General features: G+C 37.9%; 18 protein-coding genes. 5 read left to right on the forward strand and 13 right to left on the reverse strand.

The window, feature by feature from the left end:
• The first annotated feature begins 1 nt into the window (after position 1).
• On the forward strand, positions 2–931 hold the full coding sequence (locus H4J52_RS09690; RefSeq protein WP_182181755.1) for a ketopantoate reductase family protein: 930 nt from the start codon (positions 2–4) through the stop codon (positions 929–931).
• 11 nt (positions 932–942) lie between these two features.
• On the opposite strand, the gene thiI is transcribed toward H4J52_RS09690, so the two are convergent.
• The 3 genes from thiI to pomA all read right to left on the reverse strand — a co-directional run bounded on the left by thiI (position 943) and on the right by pomA (position 4295).
• Complete coding sequence (gene thiI / locus H4J52_RS09695) at positions 943–2397, reverse strand: tRNA uracil 4-sulfurtransferase ThiI (protein WP_182181754.1); 1455 nt, start codon at positions 2395–2397, stop codon at positions 943–945.
• A gap of 176 nt (positions 2398–2573) precedes the next feature.
• Complete coding sequence (locus H4J52_RS09700; protein ID WP_182181753.1) at positions 2574–3515, reverse strand: flagellar motor protein MotB; 942 nt, start codon at positions 3513–3515, stop codon at positions 2574–2576.
• Positions 3516–3527: 12 nt separating this feature from the next.
• Positions 3528–4295 carry a flagellar motor protein PomA gene (pomA, locus tag H4J52_RS09705; protein WP_182181752.1) on the reverse strand — a complete coding sequence of 256 codons (768 nt, stop codon included), beginning with the start codon at positions 4293–4295 and terminating at the stop codon, positions 3528–3530.
• Between the two features lie 440 nt (positions 4296–4735).
• Here pomA and H4J52_RS09710 point away from each other — a divergent pair, with 440 nt between their 5' ends.
• The 4 genes from H4J52_RS09710 to H4J52_RS09725 all read left to right on the forward strand — a co-directional run bounded on the left by H4J52_RS09710 (position 4736) and on the right by H4J52_RS09725 (position 10147).
• A complete protein-coding gene (locus H4J52_RS09710; RefSeq protein ID WP_182182106.1) occupies positions 4736–4999 on the forward strand; it encodes an exodeoxyribonuclease VII small subunit in 264 nt (87 codons plus the stop codon).
• A complete protein-coding gene (gene ispA / locus H4J52_RS09715; RefSeq protein ID WP_182181751.1) occupies positions 4999–5889 on the forward strand; it encodes a (2E,6E)-farnesyl diphosphate synthase in 891 nt (296 codons plus the stop codon). Before H4J52_RS09710 ends, ispA begins: the two co-directional genes overlap by 1 nt.
• Before the next feature lie 38 nt (positions 5890–5927).
• The gene (dxs, locus tag H4J52_RS09720; protein ID WP_182181750.1) at positions 5928–7811 is read left to right on the forward strand and encodes a 1-deoxy-D-xylulose-5-phosphate synthase; all 1884 of its coding nucleotides are present in this window, start codon (positions 5928–5930) and stop codon (positions 7809–7811) included.
• Between the two features lie 344 nt (positions 7812–8155).
• Positions 8156–10147, forward strand: coding sequence for a TonB-dependent siderophore receptor (locus H4J52_RS09725; RefSeq protein ID WP_182181749.1), 1992 nt, complete (start codon positions 8156–8158; stop codon positions 10145–10147).
• Between the two features lie 70 nt (positions 10148–10217).
• Here the strand turns inward: H4J52_RS09725 and ribBA are convergent, their stop codons facing one another.
• From ribBA to H4J52_RS09775, 10 genes are all read right to left on the reverse strand, one after another.
• Complete coding sequence (ribBA, locus tag H4J52_RS09730) at positions 10218–11327, reverse strand: bifunctional 3,4-dihydroxy-2-butanone-4-phosphate synthase/GTP cyclohydrolase II (RefSeq protein ID WP_182181748.1); 1110 nt, start codon at positions 11325–11327, stop codon at positions 10218–10220.
• 97 nt (positions 11328–11424) lie between these two features.
• Positions 11425–12090 (reverse strand): riboflavin synthase, encoded by a 666-nt coding sequence (locus H4J52_RS09735; RefSeq protein WP_182181747.1) that lies wholly within the window; start codon positions 12088–12090, stop codon positions 11425–11427.
• 55 nt (positions 12091–12145) lie between these two features.
• Positions 12146–13282, reverse strand: coding sequence for a bifunctional diaminohydroxyphosphoribosylaminopyrimidine deaminase/5-amino-6-(5-phosphoribosylamino)uracil reductase RibD (gene ribD / locus H4J52_RS09740; RefSeq protein ID WP_182224578.1), 1137 nt, complete (start codon positions 13280–13282; stop codon positions 12146–12148).
• A 1-nt stretch (position 13283) separates the two neighbouring features.
• Complete coding sequence (gene nrdR / locus H4J52_RS09745; protein WP_182181745.1) at positions 13284–13739, reverse strand: transcriptional regulator NrdR; 456 nt, start codon at positions 13737–13739, stop codon at positions 13284–13286.
• 201 nt (positions 13740–13940) lie between these two features.
• The gene (glyA, locus tag H4J52_RS09750) at positions 13941–15197 is read right to left on the reverse strand and encodes a serine hydroxymethyltransferase (protein ID WP_182181744.1); all 1257 of its coding nucleotides are present in this window, start codon (positions 15195–15197) and stop codon (positions 13941–13943) included.
• 306 nt (positions 15198–15503) lie between these two features.
• Positions 15504–16193 (reverse strand): hypothetical protein, encoded by a 690-nt coding sequence (locus H4J52_RS09755; RefSeq protein WP_182181743.1) that lies wholly within the window; start codon positions 16191–16193, stop codon positions 15504–15506.
• On the reverse strand, positions 16190–16792 hold the full coding sequence (locus tag H4J52_RS09760; protein WP_182224579.1) for an RNA polymerase sigma factor: 603 nt from the start codon (positions 16790–16792) through the stop codon (positions 16190–16192). The genes H4J52_RS09755 and H4J52_RS09760 overlap by 4 nt, the downstream gene beginning before the upstream one ends.
• A gap of 27 nt (positions 16793–16819) precedes the next feature.
• On the reverse strand, positions 16820–17983 hold the full coding sequence (locus H4J52_RS09765; protein WP_182224580.1) for an ABC transporter permease: 1164 nt from the start codon (positions 17981–17983) through the stop codon (positions 16820–16822).
• A complete protein-coding gene (locus H4J52_RS09770; RefSeq protein WP_182181740.1) occupies positions 17980–18726 on the reverse strand; it encodes an ATP-binding cassette domain-containing protein in 747 nt (248 codons plus the stop codon). The genes H4J52_RS09765 and H4J52_RS09770 overlap by 4 nt, the downstream gene beginning before the upstream one ends.
• A 10-nt stretch (positions 18727–18736) precedes the next feature.
• Entirely contained in the window at positions 18737–20203 is a 1467-nt protein-coding gene (locus H4J52_RS09775) for an alpha/beta fold hydrolase (RefSeq protein WP_182181739.1), read from the reverse strand.
• Positions 20204–20564: the final 361 nt, after the last annotated feature.

Genomic DNA, 20564 nt, shown 5'->3' on the forward strand with positions numbered 1-20564 from the left:
TATGAAGACCGTTATTGTTGGCCAAGGTGCTATAGGTTTACTTTGTTATCATCGGTTTTCTCAGTTTACAGAAAATAAACAGCCCAATAAATTAGTTTCGCTTTGGCCGTCAACAGTACCTTCGTTCGCTGATTATTATTTTAATGAAATGGATGAAGAAGCTAATAAATTTCCCTTAAATATTGCTAATAGCCAAGCATTAACACATGCCCACATTATTATTCTTTGCGTAAAGTCTTACCAGGTCACTACTGCTTTAAAAGCCATCCATCATTTACTGACAGAAAACGCTATTATTGTTTTGGCTCATAACGGTTTAGGTACGTTCGAAGAGATATCCCCTCTACTCAAACCATCACAGTGTTTACTGGCATTTTTGCTAACACAAGGCGCAAAAAAAGTGGCTGATTATCATGTTGAGCATACGGGAATAGGAAACAGCGACTTGGGTATTGTTTGGGGAAAGCTCGACGCAAAAAATAAAAAACAACTGTTAGACTATTTTCAACAAAGCCTTAAACAGGTTAACTGGCAAGAAGACATTCAGCAGGCTCAATGGAAAAAATTAGCCATTAATTGCGTTATTAACCCTATTTCGGCACTAGAAAATATTAATAATGGCGAAATAAATAAACAAGTGTACCAAGAAAAAATTAAAAGCATTATCAGCGAGGTCGTTGAGGTAGCCAATAAAGAAGGCGTCGTGTTAACTGAGCATCTATTGCTAAATTTAGTGAAGAACGTTGCTGAAGGTACGGCAAGAAACACATCATCAATGCGTGCTGATGTACTTAACAAGCGTCGTACCGAAATAGATTATATCAACGGTTACATTGACCGTTTAGCCAAAAAGCACCAACTAACCACAACGGTGAATACACAATTATGGCTAGCGGTTAAAACGCTTGAAAGGCAGTATTTATTGCGGTAAACAAAGTAAAATTAAGGGCGATAAACTTTAACGTTCTTATAGCCTTCACCAATTAAATAAAGTGCTTGTAGCTTGCTCATCACTCCTTGGTCACAATACAACAAATACTCTTTCTCTTGCTCAAGCTCACTAAATTTATTCGATAATTTATAAAAAGGAATATGAACCACTTTTACATTGTCAAGATCTAGTGGATTTTCGTCTTCTTCATCAGGGCTTCTGATATCAATAACAATTGCATCACTAGGAAGATCTTCTACTGTATCAACCGCATGAATTTCTTCTTCACTTTCTTTGCCTATATCACGTATATCATAAACACGCGTTTCTTCAACAACTTTATCTAAAACATCAAAATCAAAATTTTCTTCTTCTGCTTCAATTTTAGATAAAATCGCTTTAATCGTTGGACGCTTTGATATTACACCACAATATTCCGGAATAGTTTTAGCAAAATCTTCCGTACCAATCTTACGTGCTATATCAATAATATCTTGTTTGTCATAAGCCACTAATGGGCGAAGAATTAACGTATCTGTTACTTGGTCTATCACATTTAAATTAGTTAATGTTTGACTAGATACTTGACCTAACGCTTCACCGGTAACTAATGATTGTATTTTCACTTTTTTAGCTATTTTGGATGCTGCTCGCATCATCATACGTTTAAGAATAACGCCCATTTGTCCGTTATCTACTTTTTCTAAAATCTCAGCAACAACTGGTTCAAAATCAACACAAAAGAATTTAACTTTGTGTGAGGCACCGAATTTATTCCACAAATAGTAGCTAACTTGCTTCACACCAACCTCGTGAGCCGTGCCACCTAAATTAAAGAAACAATAGTGAGTACGAGTGCCTTTTTTGATCATTTGAAAGCTTGAAACGCTTGAATCAAATCCCCCTGACATCAATGATAAAACATCTTCCTGTGTTGCTATGGGGAAGCCGCCTAAGCCATTATGACGCTCAGCAACAATAAATAAATATTGTTCTTTAATTTCTAATAATATAGTTACGTCAGGTTTTTTCAGTTTAACCTTCGATGACTCAACATATTTTTTTAAACCACCACCAACATATTGTTCAACTTCTAATGAACTAAAATCATGAGTTCCTTTACGTTTTACCCTAACGCAGAAGGTTTTGTTCTCAATAGTTTTTTGGTGCACTGCTAAGGTTTTTTCAAAAATATTATGAACATCAGTGTATAACGTTTGTTGGACCTCAAGAAAATGAGCAACACCAGGTATACACTTTAAGGTTTCAATTACTGCCAAACGATTTTTAGGACAATTATTTTTAGTATTAACCTCTATATTATCCCAGTTTGCTTGAGTGGTAATTTGTTCATCAACTCGTCGTAAAACATTTTTAATACTGGATTCTAAAATTTTAGTAAAGCGCTTACGAACCGGGCGACTCTTTACAGCAATTTCAGATTGGAGTTTTACGATGAATTTCATGAACAAACGATCCTAAATATAAAGGGATAATAAAGGCCACAATCGACCTGTAAAATAATGGCGCGAATTATACACGAAACAGGAATGAAGGTTAAGTTGAAAAGGAAGACGTTAGATAATAAACGAGGTATTCATTGCCTAACGTCTTGCCAACATTTGAAATTTATGATCTTTATTTATTCTTTAGAGATAGAAATGGGTTCAGTTTCTTTTGCTTTACCTTGATTAATTGAAATCTCAACACGACGATTGCGACGGCGATTAAGCGCGTTAGTATTAGGTACTAACGGTCTTGTGTCAGCATGACCTACTACCAGTAGACGTGACTGTTCAAACCCAGAAACTTTAATCAGTTCATGTGCAATAGCTACCGCTCGTTTACTTGATAAATCCCAGTTGGAAGAAAATAATTCAGAATTAATACCACGATTATCGGTATGGGCAGAAACCATAATTTCACCAGGCACCGTATTAAGTAGTTCGCCAATTTCTCTAATAATAGGACGAAATTGTGGTTGTAAGAAAGCAGAACCTGAAGGGAAGGAACCGTTTTCACGAATGCGAATGATTACTTGCTGACCTAACGACTCTAGCTCTATTGCACCATCTTGAATTTGTTTTTCTAGCTGCTGAGCAATTTTTTTAACGAGCTCATTCACCTGTTCCTGTGAAGATTGTTCAAGTTCATCTTTGGCTTTTTGCATCGCTTGTGCAGACATTTCATCAGCCGTACTTTGCGACTGTCCACCACGTTCTGTACCACGCTGCTCTTGTCGACCTCCGGCAGACGTTTCATCACCTGCTTGGAACTCCAACATCTGTTGTGTCATTTCCATGGTTTGTTGTTGGATCACCTGAATAGGAGTTGGCTCTGGTTTACCTGGACGGAATTCTTGCGCAATAATACTGGTGCCTTTGGGAATATCTTTTACTTCAATTTTATTTTGAACACCAAAGGCGAACTTCATTGAACCCGCGATTTGTTTGAATTTCAAAACATCCATTTCAGAAAAAGATAAAAGTAAAACAAAAAAGCACATTAATAGTGCCATTAAATCAGCAAAAGTACCCATCCAAGCCGGGAGTCCGGGAGGTGGACATTTACATTTTTCAGCCATAAATTACTCCCGTTATTCTTCTTCCGTTGTATTTACAGCACGCTTACCTTCAGCAAGATAGTTTTTAAGCAAACCTTCAATAACACGTGGATTTTGACCATCTTGAATACCTAAAATAGCATCTAGAATGAGTTCTTGATTCATTTTTTCTTCAGCTAACCTAAGCTTTAATTTTGAAGCAATAGGAGTAGCAACAACGTTAGCGAGAAATGCCCCATAAAGCGTTGTTAGTAATGCAACAGCCATGGCCGGACCAATAGATTTTGGGTCATCCATATTTGATAACATCGCCACCAGACCAATTAAGGTTCCAATCATGCCCATTGCAGGTGCAACATCCGCCAGCGCCATCATCATGCCCACACCTGATTCATGTCGCTCTGAGGTGAGATGAATGTCTTTTTGTAAGGTGCCTCTAACTACATCAGCGTCGTGACCATCGACTAACATATCCACACCTTTTTGCATAAAACCATTAGTGATCTCAGCTTCTTCTAATGCCAAGAAACCACCTTTTCGGGCTGCATCGGCCATTTCAACTGATTTTTCAATAAGGTCGTCAGGTTGTTCAATTTTGAACATAAAAGCTTTGACTATAATTTTTCCCATTCCAAAAAATTGACTGAGATTATATTGAGATAACACAATAAATATTGAACCACCAAAAACAATAATAACTGACTGCGCATCAATAAACATACCGATATCACCAGACAACATCATCGCCATAATGAGTAAGCCTATTGCGCCCACAATACCTAATATTGTTGCTATATCCACAAAAATCTCCAAAAAGAAATAAAACGTACCTTCGTATTATTTGATAATACCTTAAGGTATTACGATACGCGAATACTTATATTTTTATATACCCACACAATAGAAGTTTATTATCGTTCATATTGTCAATAACTTAAGTAATTAGTGATGATCTTGTAATGTTTAAAGTTATCAGCAAAATATTTAATAAGACCTTGCCTGAAAAATTAAATATAGGTACAAAATTTATTCAGTAAAAGCGGCAAGTTTATCTCCCCGTTATCGCAAGAGTGCATGAGGCTTAACCAACATAAATATAAGTCTCATAATACATATAAACAGCTTACTAAAATCAAGTTCATGATAACAATTAGGGGGTAAAAGCACTGGAAGTTGATTGATTAATTTATGCGTTTGGTATAGATTTGCGTCTAGATATTCAATCACTGAACTGTTTGTTAATGGCTAAGAAAAAAATAGAAAATTTAAGCTTTGAAGAATCGCTTTCAGAACTCGAAACTATTGTTCAAAATTTAGAACAAGGTGCGTTGAGCTTAGAAGATTCGATGATGCTTTTTGAGCGTGGTTTAAATCTCAGTCAAGCGAGTCAAGACAAGTTAAAAAGTGCTGAACAAAAAATTCAGATATTGCTTACTAAAAATGGTAAAACTCAACTTGAAACTTTTGAGAATGAAGGTGATTCAGACGATACGAGTAACAATTAGTGACCCAATTAAATCAGCTCGATTTTTATCAAACTCGCATTAATCAATATCTTGCTGATAAATTAGCAAAATATGAAATCAATGATAAAAATTTGTTCTTAGCAATGCAATATGGGCTATTAATTGGTGGCAAGCGTATGCGCCCTTATTTAAGCTATATTACTGGCGAAGCACTTGGACTTAAATTGTCTGACGTTGACGGCATTGCCGCCGCATTAGAATGCATTCATGCTTTTTCATTAATACACGATGACTTACCTTCAATGGACGACGACGATTTACGCCGCGGTCAACCGACCTGCCATAAAGCTTTTAACGAAGCTACAGCAATTTTAGCCGGTGATAGTTTACAGACACTTGCCTTCGACATTTTAGTTAATCATGAATTTAGCGCTCAAATTGAACCTAAACGCCTTACGTTAATTCGTCAATTAGTCAATGCTTCAGGCTATCAAGGCATGTGTGGCGGACAAGCGCTTGATATTTCTGCAACCGATAAAATAATAACCTTAGCTGAATTAGAAAAGTTACATTCACTAAAAACAGGCGCATTATTAAAAGCATCTGTGACTATGGTCACCGAAATAAGCCAAGATATTTCAACTGATGAAAAAGACCAATTAGCTATTTATGCTGAGCATGTTGGTTTAGCCTATCAAGTTCGAGATGATATAATTGACATTATTTCCAGTGAAGAAGAACTCGGAAAACCAGCAGGTTCCGACGTTTCTGCCAATAAAAGCACCTACCCTGCACTGTTAGGTTTAGCGGGTGCTCAACAAAAAGCTGACAACTTATATCAACAAGCACTTCAAGCTTTAGCCACTTTACCCTACAATACAAATAACTTAGCTGAATTTGCGACGTTTATAATAAAACGCGTGCATTAATCTTGTAACAAGCAATCTAAAGAATAAACAAAATAAATATGACTATAAATCTTGTCGACTACCCTTTATTGGCCAACATAAATTCTCCTGACGATCTGCGTATGTTAGATAAACCCCAGTTAACTCAGGCCAGTACAGAACTACGTAGTTACTTATTAAGTTCGGTAAGTAAGAGTAGTGGGCACTTTGCTTCAGGCTTAGGCACGATCGAATTAACGGTCGCATTACATTATGTTTATAAAACCCCCTTTGATCACCTGGTATGGGATGTTGGCCATCAAGCTTATCCGCATAAAATTTTAACCGGTCGACGCGACCAACTGCATACTATTCGCCAAAAAGATGGTTTGCACCCTTTCCCGTGGCGTGAAGAGAGTGAGTATGATGTCTTAAGTGTTGGGCATTCAAGTACTTCGATCTCTGCGGCACTCGGTATGGCTGTTGCTGCAGAGAAAGAAGGCAAGCAACGTAAAGTGGTTGCTGTTATTGGTGACGGCGCGATGACGGCAGGCATGGCTTTTGAAGCATTGAATCATGCGGGCGACATTAAAAGCGACATGTTAGTTATTTTAAATGACAATGAAATGTCGATTTCAGAAAATGTTGGCGCATTAAATAATCATTTTGCGAAATTATTATCTGGTAGTATATATACCGGTATTCGTGAAGGTAGTAAGCGCATACTTAAAAACATGCCTCCAATCAAAGAATTAGCCAGTCGTGCTGAAGAACATTTAAAAGGTATGGTCGTACCAAGTACATTTTTTGAAGAGTTGGGCTTTAACTATATTGGCCCTATCGATGGTCATGATGTTAATGGATTAGTTGATACCATCTCCAATATGCGTAATTTAAAAGGGCCTCAAATTCTCCACATTGCCACTAAAAAGGGTAAAGGCTATTACGCCGCTGAGCAAGACCCGATAAAGTACCATGCTGTACCTAAATTTGATCCCACACAAACAAGTTTACCCAAGAGTAAACCAAGCTTACCGACTTATTCAAAAATATTTGGTGATTGGCTTTGTAAAACAGCTGAAAAAAATGAATCGCTTATTGCGATTACCCCTGCTATGGGAGAAGGATCTGGCATGGTGGAATTTAGCCAACGTTTCCCCAAGCAATACTTTGATGTTGCAATTGCCGAACAGCACGCGGTAACTTTTGCTGCTGGTCTGGCTATTGGTGGTAAAAAGCCAGTAGTCGCTATATATTCAAGTTTTTTACAGCGTGGTTACGATCAATTAATTCATGATGTGGCGATTCAGAATTTACCGGTATTATTCGCAATTGACCGTGCGGGTATTGTCGGCGCAGACGGACCAACACATCAGGGTTCATTTGATTTAAGCTTTATACGTTGTGTGCCAAACATGGTTATTATGGCGCCATCAGATGAACGGGAATGTCAGATGATGCTCACGACGGGTTTCAAGCATGATGGTCCAGTGGCCGTTCGTTATCCAAGAGGTTCAGGTAATGGTGCAACATTACCTAGCATAGACGAAACCATTGAAATGGGTAAGGCAAGAAAAATTATACAAGCCGTAACTGATGATACTGAGTCAGCAGTTGCGATTTTAAATTTTGGCAGCACGTTAGATGAAGCCCAAATAGCGGCTCAACAGTTAAATGCAACGCTTGTTGATATGCGTTTTATCAAACCACTCGATTCAGCACTCATCGACGATGTCGTAAAAAACCATACGATTATTGTTACGGTTGAAGATAACGCCATCGCCGGTGGTGCTGGTTCAGGTGTTAATGAATATATACTGAGCCAAGGTATTGCAATTAAAATATTAAATATTGGTTTGCCTGATAGCTTTATTAAACACGGTACCCAGCAAGAAATTCATCAAGAACTTGGACTAGACAGCCAAGGTATTATTGATAAAATTAACGCCTTTCGTAAACTTTAAATATCTAAAATATTCAATAGTGACTAGTAACACCGTTATTAGTCACTGAGTTTTAGTCATCACTCAAACTTCCAACCCTATAATTCTATTTACAAGCCCCACTTAAAGTCATGCTTGCCATGCGTAATATATTCGCGTGTAGGGTATAAAAACTCACCAATAATTTGAGGGTTTTCTGCATAACAAATTGTTTTTAATTTTATATTTTAGCCGTTCAAACTAGAGAATATGTAGTTAAAATTAGTGCTTGACGCCCCCTTTATTACCAATAGCGCTCTTTTATCTTGCATTCGTCAGTATAACCAACTAATTTAATGACAAAGCTACTGATTTATTAATATTATATGAAAATTGCCGTTTGGGTTATTAGCTGTCTTTTCATTGTTATTAACAATAGTTGCTTAGCTGCTAAAACTGAAAAAGACATATTTGACCTTAGTATAAAAGAGCTAATGCAAGTACGTATTAGTTTAGCCACTAAAACTGAAGAAACTGTCTTAACAGTGCCTTCAACCATCACTGTTTTCGAACGTTCAGACATTCAATCATTGGGTGTCAAAAATGCCTATGATGTGATGAATTTTGTACCTGGCTTTCAGATGACGCGAGGTGACTGGGTTGGTGCTGTTCCCAAAGAGCATGCCCGTGGCGTTTATCTAGACAACGGTTATATTCTCGTGATGATCAATGGCGAACGGCTAAATGAAGTCTCTTTTGGTAAAGCCTCTGTCTATACGCCACACATTCCTATCGATATTATTGAACGTATCGAGGTTATTCGCGGACCCGGTTCAGCACTTTATGGCAGTAATGCTTTTTTGGGTGTGTTAAATATTATTACCCAAACATCTGATAAACAACTTACTGTCAGTTTAGGTGAAAAAGGGTATCAGCAGCTTTCTACGAGTTGGCAACATGAAGTCTCTAAAAACTTGCGATTGCATAGCAATGTTTCAGTTGAAAGATCGACGGGGCATCGATACATTTCGCCTTTAAACCGCCAAGTAAAAGACCCTTATAAAAATGCCTATTTAGAAGTCGGTATGCACTATAAAAATAATCAAATAAATTTACGCTACAGTGATAATGAACTCAACGAATTTATGAATCTTGGAGGCTACTCTGTTGATAATATCCACACCAGTGAAAGCTTTTCAATATCAGGTAAAAGTGAAATTTTTCAGAGTGAGACACACCAGTTAGATATTAAAGCGTCTTACAGTCTATTTGAAATAAAGTCGGCCGGTATGGCTTTAGCTAAAGATACTGGTTTTATCCGGAATGATTTTTTAGTGGGTCCTTTTTGGCGCACAGAGTCTACCGATTTAAACCTTGATCACAGCTGGAAAATAAATAAAGTACTTAACCTTAATTCGGGTATTGAGTACAGAAAAGCCAATCAATTTCAGTCAGGAAATGCCGTAACTCATTATGATTATGAACAAGATCTCATAATTATTAACGATGATATCTATCTAGACAAAATTGTGCCTATTGCCATCATGCCTGAAACAAAAGCATTAAATCAATCACATGAAATGCAAGGTATTTACAGCCAACTTAAATGGCAAATAGCAACTGACATTAATTTATTTCTAGGTGCAAGGTACGACAACGTAAAAGGGATTGATGATAAATTATCACCTCGTGCAGCACTGGTTTGGCAAGCCAGTTCAAACCATAGTTTAAAATTACAGTACGGGGAGTCATTTCGTACTCCCGTCAATAACGAGCTCTATTCAAATGACAGTGTTACGACTGGCAACCCTAACTTAACGTCTGAATTTGTAAAAACAACTGAATTAGTTTGGATATACCAAGCGAATAAATTTTCCAGTGAAATCGTCTTTTTCCATAATGATCTACGAGATTTTATCAATAAAGTGCCCTACAATGGTGAAGCACAATTTACCTTTGATAATGCCGTTGATATGAAAATTAGTGGCTTGGAAAACAGTGCAACGTTTGAACTCAGTGAGCAACTCCGATTGTCGCTAAATTACACTCACCTATTTGATGACCCAGTCAATGAGAGTTTTAAACGCTTCGGTAGTGCCAACCTCACTTATAACTTAGGACGATGGAAATTTAACGCTAACGCCATTTGGCGAAATAAGGTTGAGCTTCCCCAAATTAACGAGGTACGTTTTGTGCAAAAACAATACTTGCTGGTTTCAGGAAAAATCAGTTATGACATTGATGAAAAACAAAAAGTTTCATTACTTGCGCAAAATTTATTTAACAAAGACTACGACGTATTCGATCCTAGAGTTTTTAATGGTGAAGTGCCCGGAAAAGGCAGAGAGGTGTCAGTGAGCTATCATTATCAGTTTTAATCTCACTGATAAGCATTAACGCTCATCTACAAAGTTACTTTATAGATGAGCGAAATTCATTAAAACAAAATTATTCCGCGATGTATTCAACAACCTCAAGACCAAAACCTGATAACGAATGATACTTAGTTTGAGAGCTTAATAAGCGCATTTTACTCACACCAAGGTTTGAAAGGATTTGTGATCCAACACCGACATTACGAGAGCCAACATGACGTTTAACTTCATTAACCTCTTCGCCAGCATCTATTTTTGCATATTTTTCCACTTGAGAAATAAGCTCGGCCGTAGATTCATGCTTACCGAGTAAAACCAACACGCCCCCCTCTTTAGCAATTTTTTCTAATGCATTCGCCATTGGCCATTGCGCAACACTTTCCCGCTGACTAAATAATAAATCTCGGAAGGTGTTCTCTAAATGTACACGCACTAAGGTTGGCTCTTCAGCTTTAATTTCGCCTTTAGTTAAAGCAAAGTGTGCCTGGCCATCAATCGTGTCTTTAAATACGGTTAAATCGAATTCACCGAACGCTGTAGGCAGTTTACATTTTGAAATACGTTCAATAGTTGTTTCATTTGCATTTCTATATTCAATTAAGTCGGCAATGGTTCCCATTTTCAAATCATGCTTTTCAGCGATAATCTCTAAATCTGGGCGACGCGCCATGGTGCCATCTTCATTCAATATTTCAACAATAACAGCAGCAGGCTCTAAACCCGCTAAACGTGCTAAATCGGTCCCTGCCTCGGTATGGCCTGCGCGATTTAATACACCACCGTCCTTAGCAATTAAAGGAAAAATATGACCCGGCTGAACAATATTTAAATGGCTAGCGTCTTTGGCAACAGCGGCTAAAACAGTGGTTGCACGATCGCCAGCAGAAATACCGGTAGTTACCCCGTGGGCAGCTTCAATTGACACAGTAAAGTTAGTACTAAACTGAGCATCATTTTTTTCAACCATTAGTGGTAGTTTTAACTGTTGGCACTTTTCAACGGTCATTGGCATACAAATTAAACCACGGCCATGAGTCGCCATAAAATTAATCGCTTCGGGTGTTACTTTCTCCGCGGCCATAATGAAGTCACCTTCATTTTCTCTGTCTTCGTCATCCATCAAAATGACCATTTTACCTTGAGCAATATCGTCAATAATTTCTTGTGGGGTATTTAAATTCATGATCATCTCTTTTATTTAACTTTTTGGTTAACTTAATTCTGAATAATTCTTGAAGAATACCACAGTGCGTCTTGGTATAAATACGCACTGTGATAGATTATTTCATAAAGCCGCTACGTGCTAATAAATCATGCGTCACGCCGCCACTATAATTATCACCGGTGCTAGCGTCTTTTTTTGTTAAGAGCCTTTCGATATAACGCGCAATTAAGTCAACCTCTAGGTTTACTTTAGTGCCAACTTTATAATGAGCAATGATAGTTTGCGCTGTAGTGTGCGGTACAATCGTTAAACGAAATTGATTATCGGTAACGCTATTCACTGTCAAGCTTGTACCATCGATGGTGATAGAGCCCTTTTCAGCAATGTATGGTGCTAAATCGCTTGGCATTTCAAGCCAATATTCAATACTATTGCCATTATGTTCGATCGAGCTAATAGCAACAACAGCATCAACATGGCCAGACACCATATGCCCGCCAAAACGAGTTGTTGGTAACATGGCTTTTTCTAAGTTGACTGATTGCCCTGTTTGATAATCGACAAAACCGGTACGAGTTAATGTTTCATTAGACACATCAACACTGTAAGTTGACGAGTCAAACGCGACGACCGTTAAGCAAATGCCATTAGTGGCTATTGAGTCACCCAGTTTAACATCGCTCATGTCTAATAATCCGCTTGAAATAACAAGTCTTGCGCCTTGCCCGGTAATATTTATAGCCTGAATGGTTCCAACGGCTTCAATGATCCCTGTGAACATAATTACTCTTTACGTGATTTGTAGGTCAATTTAATCTAAACATAATACTAAAATTTCAAGGTAAAAGTTTAGCAATAATACGGATATCTTTGCCGATCATACGTATATCACTTATATTTAGTGCTTTTGCTTGGCTCAAGTTTTCAATACTCTCCATATTTACTAAACTTTTACTGTCAGCCCCCATCAATTTTGGTGCTTGGTATAAAATCAGTTCATCAACTAAATCTTGCTCGATAAACGCGCCAGCTAAACGAGCACCGGATTCAATGAGCACATCATTTAAGTTTAGCTGTGCTAAATATTTCAATAAAGCGCGCAAATCAATGTACTGTTCACTTGTTGATGTTGGTGCAAAAGGTAAATGCACTTGCTTTACGAAGTGAGGCCATTGATGAATGTTTTCAATGGTGTTTCTAATTAATATTATGGGGCTATTTTCATTAAAAAACGCTAAATGAGGTGTTAAGCGATTTTTAGTATCGATAACAATCCGAATAGGCTGTCTAACCATTTCTTTTTTATAACTATTTTTTAATTCACCCAATTCAGACCAACGAACGGTCATTTTAGCATTATCCATTAGAATGCTGTCAGCGCCACTAATAATGGCACAACTTTGTGCGCGTAAACGCTGAACGTCTTGTCGAGCTTGTGGAGAAGTTATCCATTTACTTTCTCCATTTTTCATGGCGGTTTTTCCATCTAGGCTTGCCGCTAATTTGCAACGAACATACGGTAAACCGCTCGTCATTTGTTTTATAAAACCGATATTTAATGCTTCAGCTGCAGCGGTTAGTAAACCATGTTGCGTAGAAATGCCTGCTTGCTCTAGCATTTTCAAGCCATTACCCGCAACTTTAGGGTTTGGGTCAACCATTGCCGCTACAACGTGTTTGACACCCGCGTTGATTAACCCTTCAGCACATGGTGGCGTTCGACCATAGTGGCTACAAGGCTCAAGGGTTACATAAGCGGTTGCGCCTTTTGCCTTCTCACCAGCCATTGTTAAGGCATTAACTTCGGCATGACCTTCACCCGCTTTTTGATGATAACCTTCACCAACAACTTTCCCTTTATTAACCAAGACACAACCCACTCGCGGATTAGGAGAGGTAGTAAAGTGCCCTTCCTTGGCAAGCATGATGGCACGTTGCATAAAGTGATAATCGTCACTAGAAAATTGGCTCATATTATTTTTCATCACCTAAACGGGCAATTTCTTCACTGAACTCACGAATATCTTCAAAAGATCGATAAACCGACGCAAAACGAACGTAAGCGACTTTATCTAAATCTTTTAATTGTTCCATAATGATATTGCCAAGTAGGCCACTCGAGACTTCTCTTTCACCAGTAGCACGCAGCTTTGATTTCACTTTATTAATTGAGAGTTCGACTTGTTCGACACTAACGGGGCGCTTCTCTAAAGCTCTCACTAAGCCATTTCGCATTTTGTCTTCATTGAAAGGTTCACGCGACCCACCATTTTTGATAATACGCGGCATGACTAATTCAGCGGTTTCAAAAGTAGTGTAGCGCTCATGACAAGCGAGACATTCGCGGCGACGGCGAACTTGATGACCATCAGAGACCAAACGAGAATCAATAACTTTGGTGTCTACCGCTCGGCAAAAAGGACAATACATGGGAAGCTCCAATAAAATTATTTATACCTATTCCAATAAGTTTTTCAGTGTAAAAACGTTATTGATTGGGTTTTATCAGCAAATAGCTCTGTTTATACGTTAGAAACAATAATGGCCGCTAATGCGGCCATTTTAATCTAATTAAGCTGTTGTTACATCAACTTATTTATCTTGAGTTTTTATGCTCAACATAAACTTAACTTATGCGTAAACAGGGAAGCGTGCACAAAGTTCTTTAACACTTGCTTGTACTTTACTGATCGTATCTTCATTGTTAATGTCGTCTAAAATATCACAAATCCAACCTGTTAATGCTTTGGTTTCAACGATACCAAAACCACGACGTGTAATCGCAGGAGTACCTAAACGCAAACCAGACGTTACAAACGGAGAACGAGGGTCGTTGGGTACTGAGTTTTTATTAACCGTAATATGTGCACGGCCTAATGCAGCATCAGCATCTTTACCCGTAATATCTTTATCGATTAAATCAAGTAATAACAAGTGATTTTCAGTACCGTTAGAAACAACTTTATAACCACGTTCTTGAAGAACAGCAACCATCGCTTTAGCGTTATCTAAAACATTTTGTTGGTATACTTTAAATTCAGGCTCTAATGCTTCTTTAAATGCTACCGCTTTAGCCGCAATAATGTGCATTAATGGGCCACCTTGGCCACCTGGGAAGACAGCAGAATTCAATTTTTTATAAATAGCTTCGTCGTCACAACCTGAAATAATTAAACCACCACGAGGGCCAGCTAATGTTTTATGCGTTGTTGTTGTAACAACATGAGCATGTGGAACTGGATTTGGGTATAGACCTGCTGCAATTAAACCAGCAACGTGAGCCATATCTACGAAGAAGTAAGCGCCAACGCCATCAGCGATTTTACGCATACGCGCCCAATCAACAACACCAGAGAATGCAGAAAAACCACCAATGATCATTTCTGGTTTATGTTCTTGTGCTAAGCGTTCCATTTCTTCGTAATCGATATCGCCTGTTTCAGGGTGAAGACCATATTGAAAAGCTTCGTAAGATTTACCTGAAAAGCTCACATGTGAACCGTGTGTTAAATGACCACCATGCGCTAAGCTCATGCCCAATACTTTACCACCGGGTGTAACTAAGGCTTGAAATACAGCTGCATTAGCTTGAGAGCCAGCATGTGGTTGTACATTAGCGTAAGTGGCACCAAATAATTCTTTGGCACGGTCAATGGCTAACTGTTCAGCAATATCTACAAATTCGCAGCCGCCGTAATAACGCTTGCCAGGGTAACCTTCCGCATACTTATTGGTTAATTGAGAACCTTGTGCTTCAAGCACACGAGGACTACAGTAATTTTCTGAAGCAATAAGTTCAATGTGCTCTTCTTGACGAACTTTCTCATTGCTCATCGCTTGATAAAGTTCAGGGTCAAAATCAGCAATATTCATATCACGTGTAAACATGGTTTTTCCTCAATAATTCAGCCAAGGCTGTTACAGACAATTGTCTAATGGATAGCAAAATTTATGCGACATATTTTGCCTCAAATCAGCTTAGTTGTACACGAGTAAAGGTACAATTCTTAGCTCATTTATTCATCTAATATGCCGTAAGTGTTTTTGTTATTCTTGATAAAAACTTTTAAAGTCTCGAACAATACTTTTAGTATGACAGAATATAACCAAGAAAAAAAACAATAACAAGGAATTTTAAACAACATAAAACGTAAAAACAAAACATAATCTAACTTTATATGAATTACCCATATTTTATTTTGAAAGAAGTCCCTGTAACTGTTTTAATTCGTTACGCCTTTTTACATGAAAATAATGAGTAATAGCCGATATTAAAAGAACAAATACATTCATTAACACCAAACCTAAAACAGGTGACTGACTTTCTTGCTCACTCATGGTAAAAATATACCAATTGACAAAGGGTAAAAAAACAAAGAATGATAATTTAATTAACTTAATATAGCTAATAGAAGACAGACAGCCAGAAATAGCGTGATCAATCGCTTTATCCGGACTACCACAATTAACTTTCCATGCAGCCAGTCGAATGTTAATCGCGAAGTAAACAAATACAACAGACAAAAAACTACCGATGCCAAAGTAAATTATAGTTGCTTGATCTTCCGACCCCGTAAGCCACATATATAAAGCGGCTAAAACCATACCCACTGTGGCGATAATATCTATGGCTAACAAACGCTTTGCCCAAACAGTTCTTTGCTTTGTTTGCTTAAGTAATTTAGCAATATCAGTTTTAGCCGTCGGTTGGCTTTGCCAGTCTTGCGCCATTTCAGCCCACTGCTCATCGAACATAGCAGGCTCAGGTGGGACACTGTTAGCCTTCTCTGGTAAACTGATCACATCAAGTATTGTCTCTGCTTGAGTTTTTGTCTGCAAAGTTACTTTGCTTTTTTCATTCAAAGGGGATTCTTTATCGTTCATAACGTTTCCAACAATTGTGCTAAAGCCTTTTTTGCACGCTGTAATCGCACGCCGACAAGGTTTGTGGTGATCACTAACACCTCAGAAATTTCCTGATAACTCATCCCTTCAAGAGCGAGGGTTATCACTTGCTGCTGATCCAGTTTAAGTTGCCTGATTGCTTGTGCTAAACGCTGTTGCCTTTGCTGTTTATCTAAGCTTTGATAAGGTGTAGGCTGAATTTGGTCGTGTTCAGCCTCTTGACTTAATTCATCAATATCTTGGTCAGCCTTTATGGATTTAACCGCTTTTGCCACATGAGTCGCTAAAACATTATGAGCAATTCGTGCAACAAATGTTTTCACTGCTGAATCGTTTCTAAAATTAGGCAGTGCCCGCCAAATATTGAGGGCTATCTCTTGAAAAAGCTCATCTTGAATAGCCGGTTTTGCTTCAAAGCCGTTAATGATATGACGGAGTAGCTTTTCATACGCTGTCATCCACTGCGTGAATACTTTTTGATAATCTGAAGTTGGGTTCAAAGAATAACTCAATAAATTACTATACGCCGTTTTAGAACGGTCTTGTTCCTCTATTGTTAATTCTATCGAGTTATTCATCTAAACACCAACGCTGTATATACTCTATTAACTTAGAGACATAACAACTTTTTCAGATTTTAAGATTTGTGCCAATCCTAAAATAACAGCAACAGTTAATATTAAGGTGTTACTACTGGTAATTGCCAACGTCGCCCAATCCACAGGTAGACCTTTAAATAAGTCCTCCATAATAATTGATTGGCCTGAAATAGGAAGCCACTCAAGCCAGACAGGCTTACTATCCATCATAGACATGACAAAAGGAATAAAGCTAGGCACCATTATTAACATGGTTACCGTTGACTGTGCTTCTTTAAATGATTTTGCCTGAAAAGATAAAAACAACTGCAACGCAGATGCTAAAAAGCAAAGTGGTATCAGCAACATTAACAAGGCGATAAAAGTAAACGCATCAATGCTAAATGTTGCCCCTATTTTAGTTAAATCAACAAAATCCATTGCTATGGATGTCAACACTAGCATCACAACTATCGCAAGAATTGATACCGAGCTCGAACAAAATAACTTTGCCAATACAATCTTAAGTGTCGTTACTGGTTGGCAAAGTAACATTTCTAGCACATTTCTTTCTCGCTCCCCGGCACTAGAATCTATAGAAATAGATAAGCCGGACATAAAAGCGGTCAGGATCAAATACAGCCCTAAAAATAATGAGATAATCATCACAGTGCTGCTAGGCAATGCCATATCTTGTTCTTGTAGTACGATAGGTTGTAATAATTTAGGATCAACTCCGCGTACTATTAAGCGTTTATAACCTATGCTTGTAGAGTATGCACTTACGTTAGCTTTAATACGCATCAAGGGTGTCAGTAAAGACTGTTCATTTGAATCAGCACGTAAAATAACATCAATAGGTAAACCTGTAGCCATATCTTTGGCAAAAGTATCGGGAATAACAAGCTCGATACTTTGTAGATCCCATTGACGTTTATTTTCTGCTGGTACATCAGCAAATGACAAGATATTGGTATCTTTAAGTGACTCAATCAATTTAGGGGCATGTTCACTACCTGTAAATTTTACATAAATTGCAGGATTATCAACATTTTTTTCAATGATGATATTAAACGCAACCATTAAGCCTATAGGTAATAAAAAACTCATACTTAACGCAACCATCAGTGCGCGTTTATCACGAAACGCTTCTCTTAATTCTTTAATTAATAACGCTTTAAACTGGATCATGCGGCTACTCCTTCATCTGAACCAATTAATTTAACAAACGCATCTTCTAATAATTTTTCTCCAGCCAAGTCACAAAGTTCTTGCGGAGTACCTTGAGCAGCTAATTTACCATTGGAAACAATAATCACGCGATCACATAACGCGGCAACTTCTTGCATGACGTGTGATGAAAATAAAATACAATGACCTTTTTCTTTAAATTTCGCTAAATGGTTACGTAAAACTCGTGTACTCATTACATCAAGACCACGCGTGGGCTCATCAAGGACAAAGTTTTTCGGTTGGTGCACTAAAGCCTGAGCTAAAGTGACTTTCATTCGCTGTCCTTGAGAAAATCCTACTGTTTTACGGTGGGCTAATTCTTCCATGTCTAAATCTTTAAAAATTTGTGCTATCGCCGCTTTTTTCTTTGCCCCTTGCATACCATGAAGACTCGCAAAGTAGTCCACTTGTTCGTAAGCGGTTAAGCGCTCGTATAAACCAAATTTGTCAGGGAAAACACCCAGTTGCTGCCTAACCGCTAAGGGGTCTTCTAATACATTTAAACCATCAACCAATACCGAGCCTTCATCCGCTTTAAGTAAACCATAAAGGGTTCGTAAACAAGTTGTTTTACCTGCTCCGTTAGGACCTAATATTCCGGTTATCTCACCATCTTTTGCCGTAAACGACAAACCATCAAGCGCTTTTACTGTATTCTTTTTATCAATAAAACTTTTATGTAAGTTTTTAACTTCAATCATAATAATATCCTTATAGGGTGCCGTTTAGATGGGTCATAAACGTTACACTTTTTAGTTCAGCTAAACACGACTCATCTAAATTATTAGGATCAAGTGTTTCTAGAAATTCATTAACGATATCAACCCCACAATCTGTTGAAGCAACAATATGCGCACTGTTTTTTGAAATGATATGATGGTTATTAGGTAACGTTGCTGCAGATTTATCGCCATTACTTGGTGGTGTTACCGGGTCTAAACTACCTGATAAAATAAGGGTTGGAATATTTGCGGTTACGCTTTGGTAGAATTCGTTACTCACCGAGTATTTAGGCCATAACGGGCAAGCTTGCAACCACGCATTATGGCTTTCACTACCTCCGAAGTCGTTCTGCGCATCAGCGGCAAACATTTCAGCGCTAATTTTAGGGAAATCTTCATTACAGACAATGTTTAACGTTAAACCAACATACATGCCCATGCCACCATCTGACATCGCAATTAAACCAACCAGAGGTTGATAATTACCTAAAAAGGCTTGATGAATAACCAATGGCACTAAAGGTCGTGTTTCCATCGAATATAACTGCATAAGTATATTACTAATGAACTTACTACGACTTAACACAAAATCAGTTTTTGAGCCTAAACGTGGATGAGCTATTTCAATCTTAACGGATGCTTGCTCTAACCGGGCAACAACAGCTTTAAATTCATCGGCGAGTGCTGGGTAAGCTTTGTTACAGCTTTCATCTTGCTTACAATTTTCAAGTAATAAATTAAATGAACGGGCTGAGCTTTGACCAAAAGCGCCAATAGGCACTTCAATCGGTCCTACACTATCTAATACCACACTGTTAAGTGCGTCTGGAAACATGCGCATATAGACTAGAGCTGCTCGTGTACCGTAAGAACCACCATAAATATTAATTTTGTTATGATTTAACGCACGACGAACGGCATCAAAATCACGAATGGCATTTTCTGAGTTATATTGACTTAAGTCGCCTTTAAATTGTGCAATACAATCTTTGATCTCTTGTGCTGAAAAATCTTCAGGAATAATTTCATAAACATTGCTTACCGTATTTTCGTCACACTCTAGCGGATGAGATTTTCCTGTACCACGTTGATCAACTAAAATAATGTCGTGCGATTTTCTTATTTCACTAAACGTTGTAAATATATGTGCCGCTAATTCAACCGCTGCTTGTCCTGGTCCGCCTGCCAAGAACATTAAAGGGGTTTTATTTTGACTATTATCAATTGCAGGTAATACCGCAAAGTTAACCGCTATTTGTTCGCCATTTGGTAGACTATAATTTTCGGGTACTTGTAATTTGCCACATTGAACTTGTGACTTAATGCCTTTTAGGTGGCAGTTTTCCAAAGTTAACACTTCATTATTATTGTTTTGTGTCTCTGCATCATCAGCCAAGAGTAGTGAGCTAAAACTCAGTAAGCTTAATGCAAGAAGACTTTGCCATTTTCTATTCATTATTTTATTCCTTTTAAAATATCGAACATATAGTCTCAGCCTTAAGCGTTTTATTACAACTTATTTTAAATAAAACGAAATTAACTTTAGTAACTTGTTTATATAGGTATTTTTTTAAATAAAGAGAGGGTAATGATTCTTTTGAATATGGGTAAAGTTAAATATGAGTTATTCATTGGCACCACGACATTGCCTACATCGATGTAGGTACTTACGATTTGTCTGGAACAAAAATCATGACCGTACATCCTGACCATTCGCCGCTCATTGCCATCCATGGCACCACGACATACCGTACATCCTGTACATAAAAAAACCGAATAACAATAAATGTTATTCGGTTTTTACTTCTAGAGAAAAC

Origin of the sequence: Colwellia sp. MB02u-14, from assembly GCF_014076915.1 — a bacterium.
In the GTDB taxonomy this organism is placed as follows: Bacteria; Pseudomonadota; Gammaproteobacteria; order Enterobacterales; family Alteromonadaceae; genus Colwellia_A.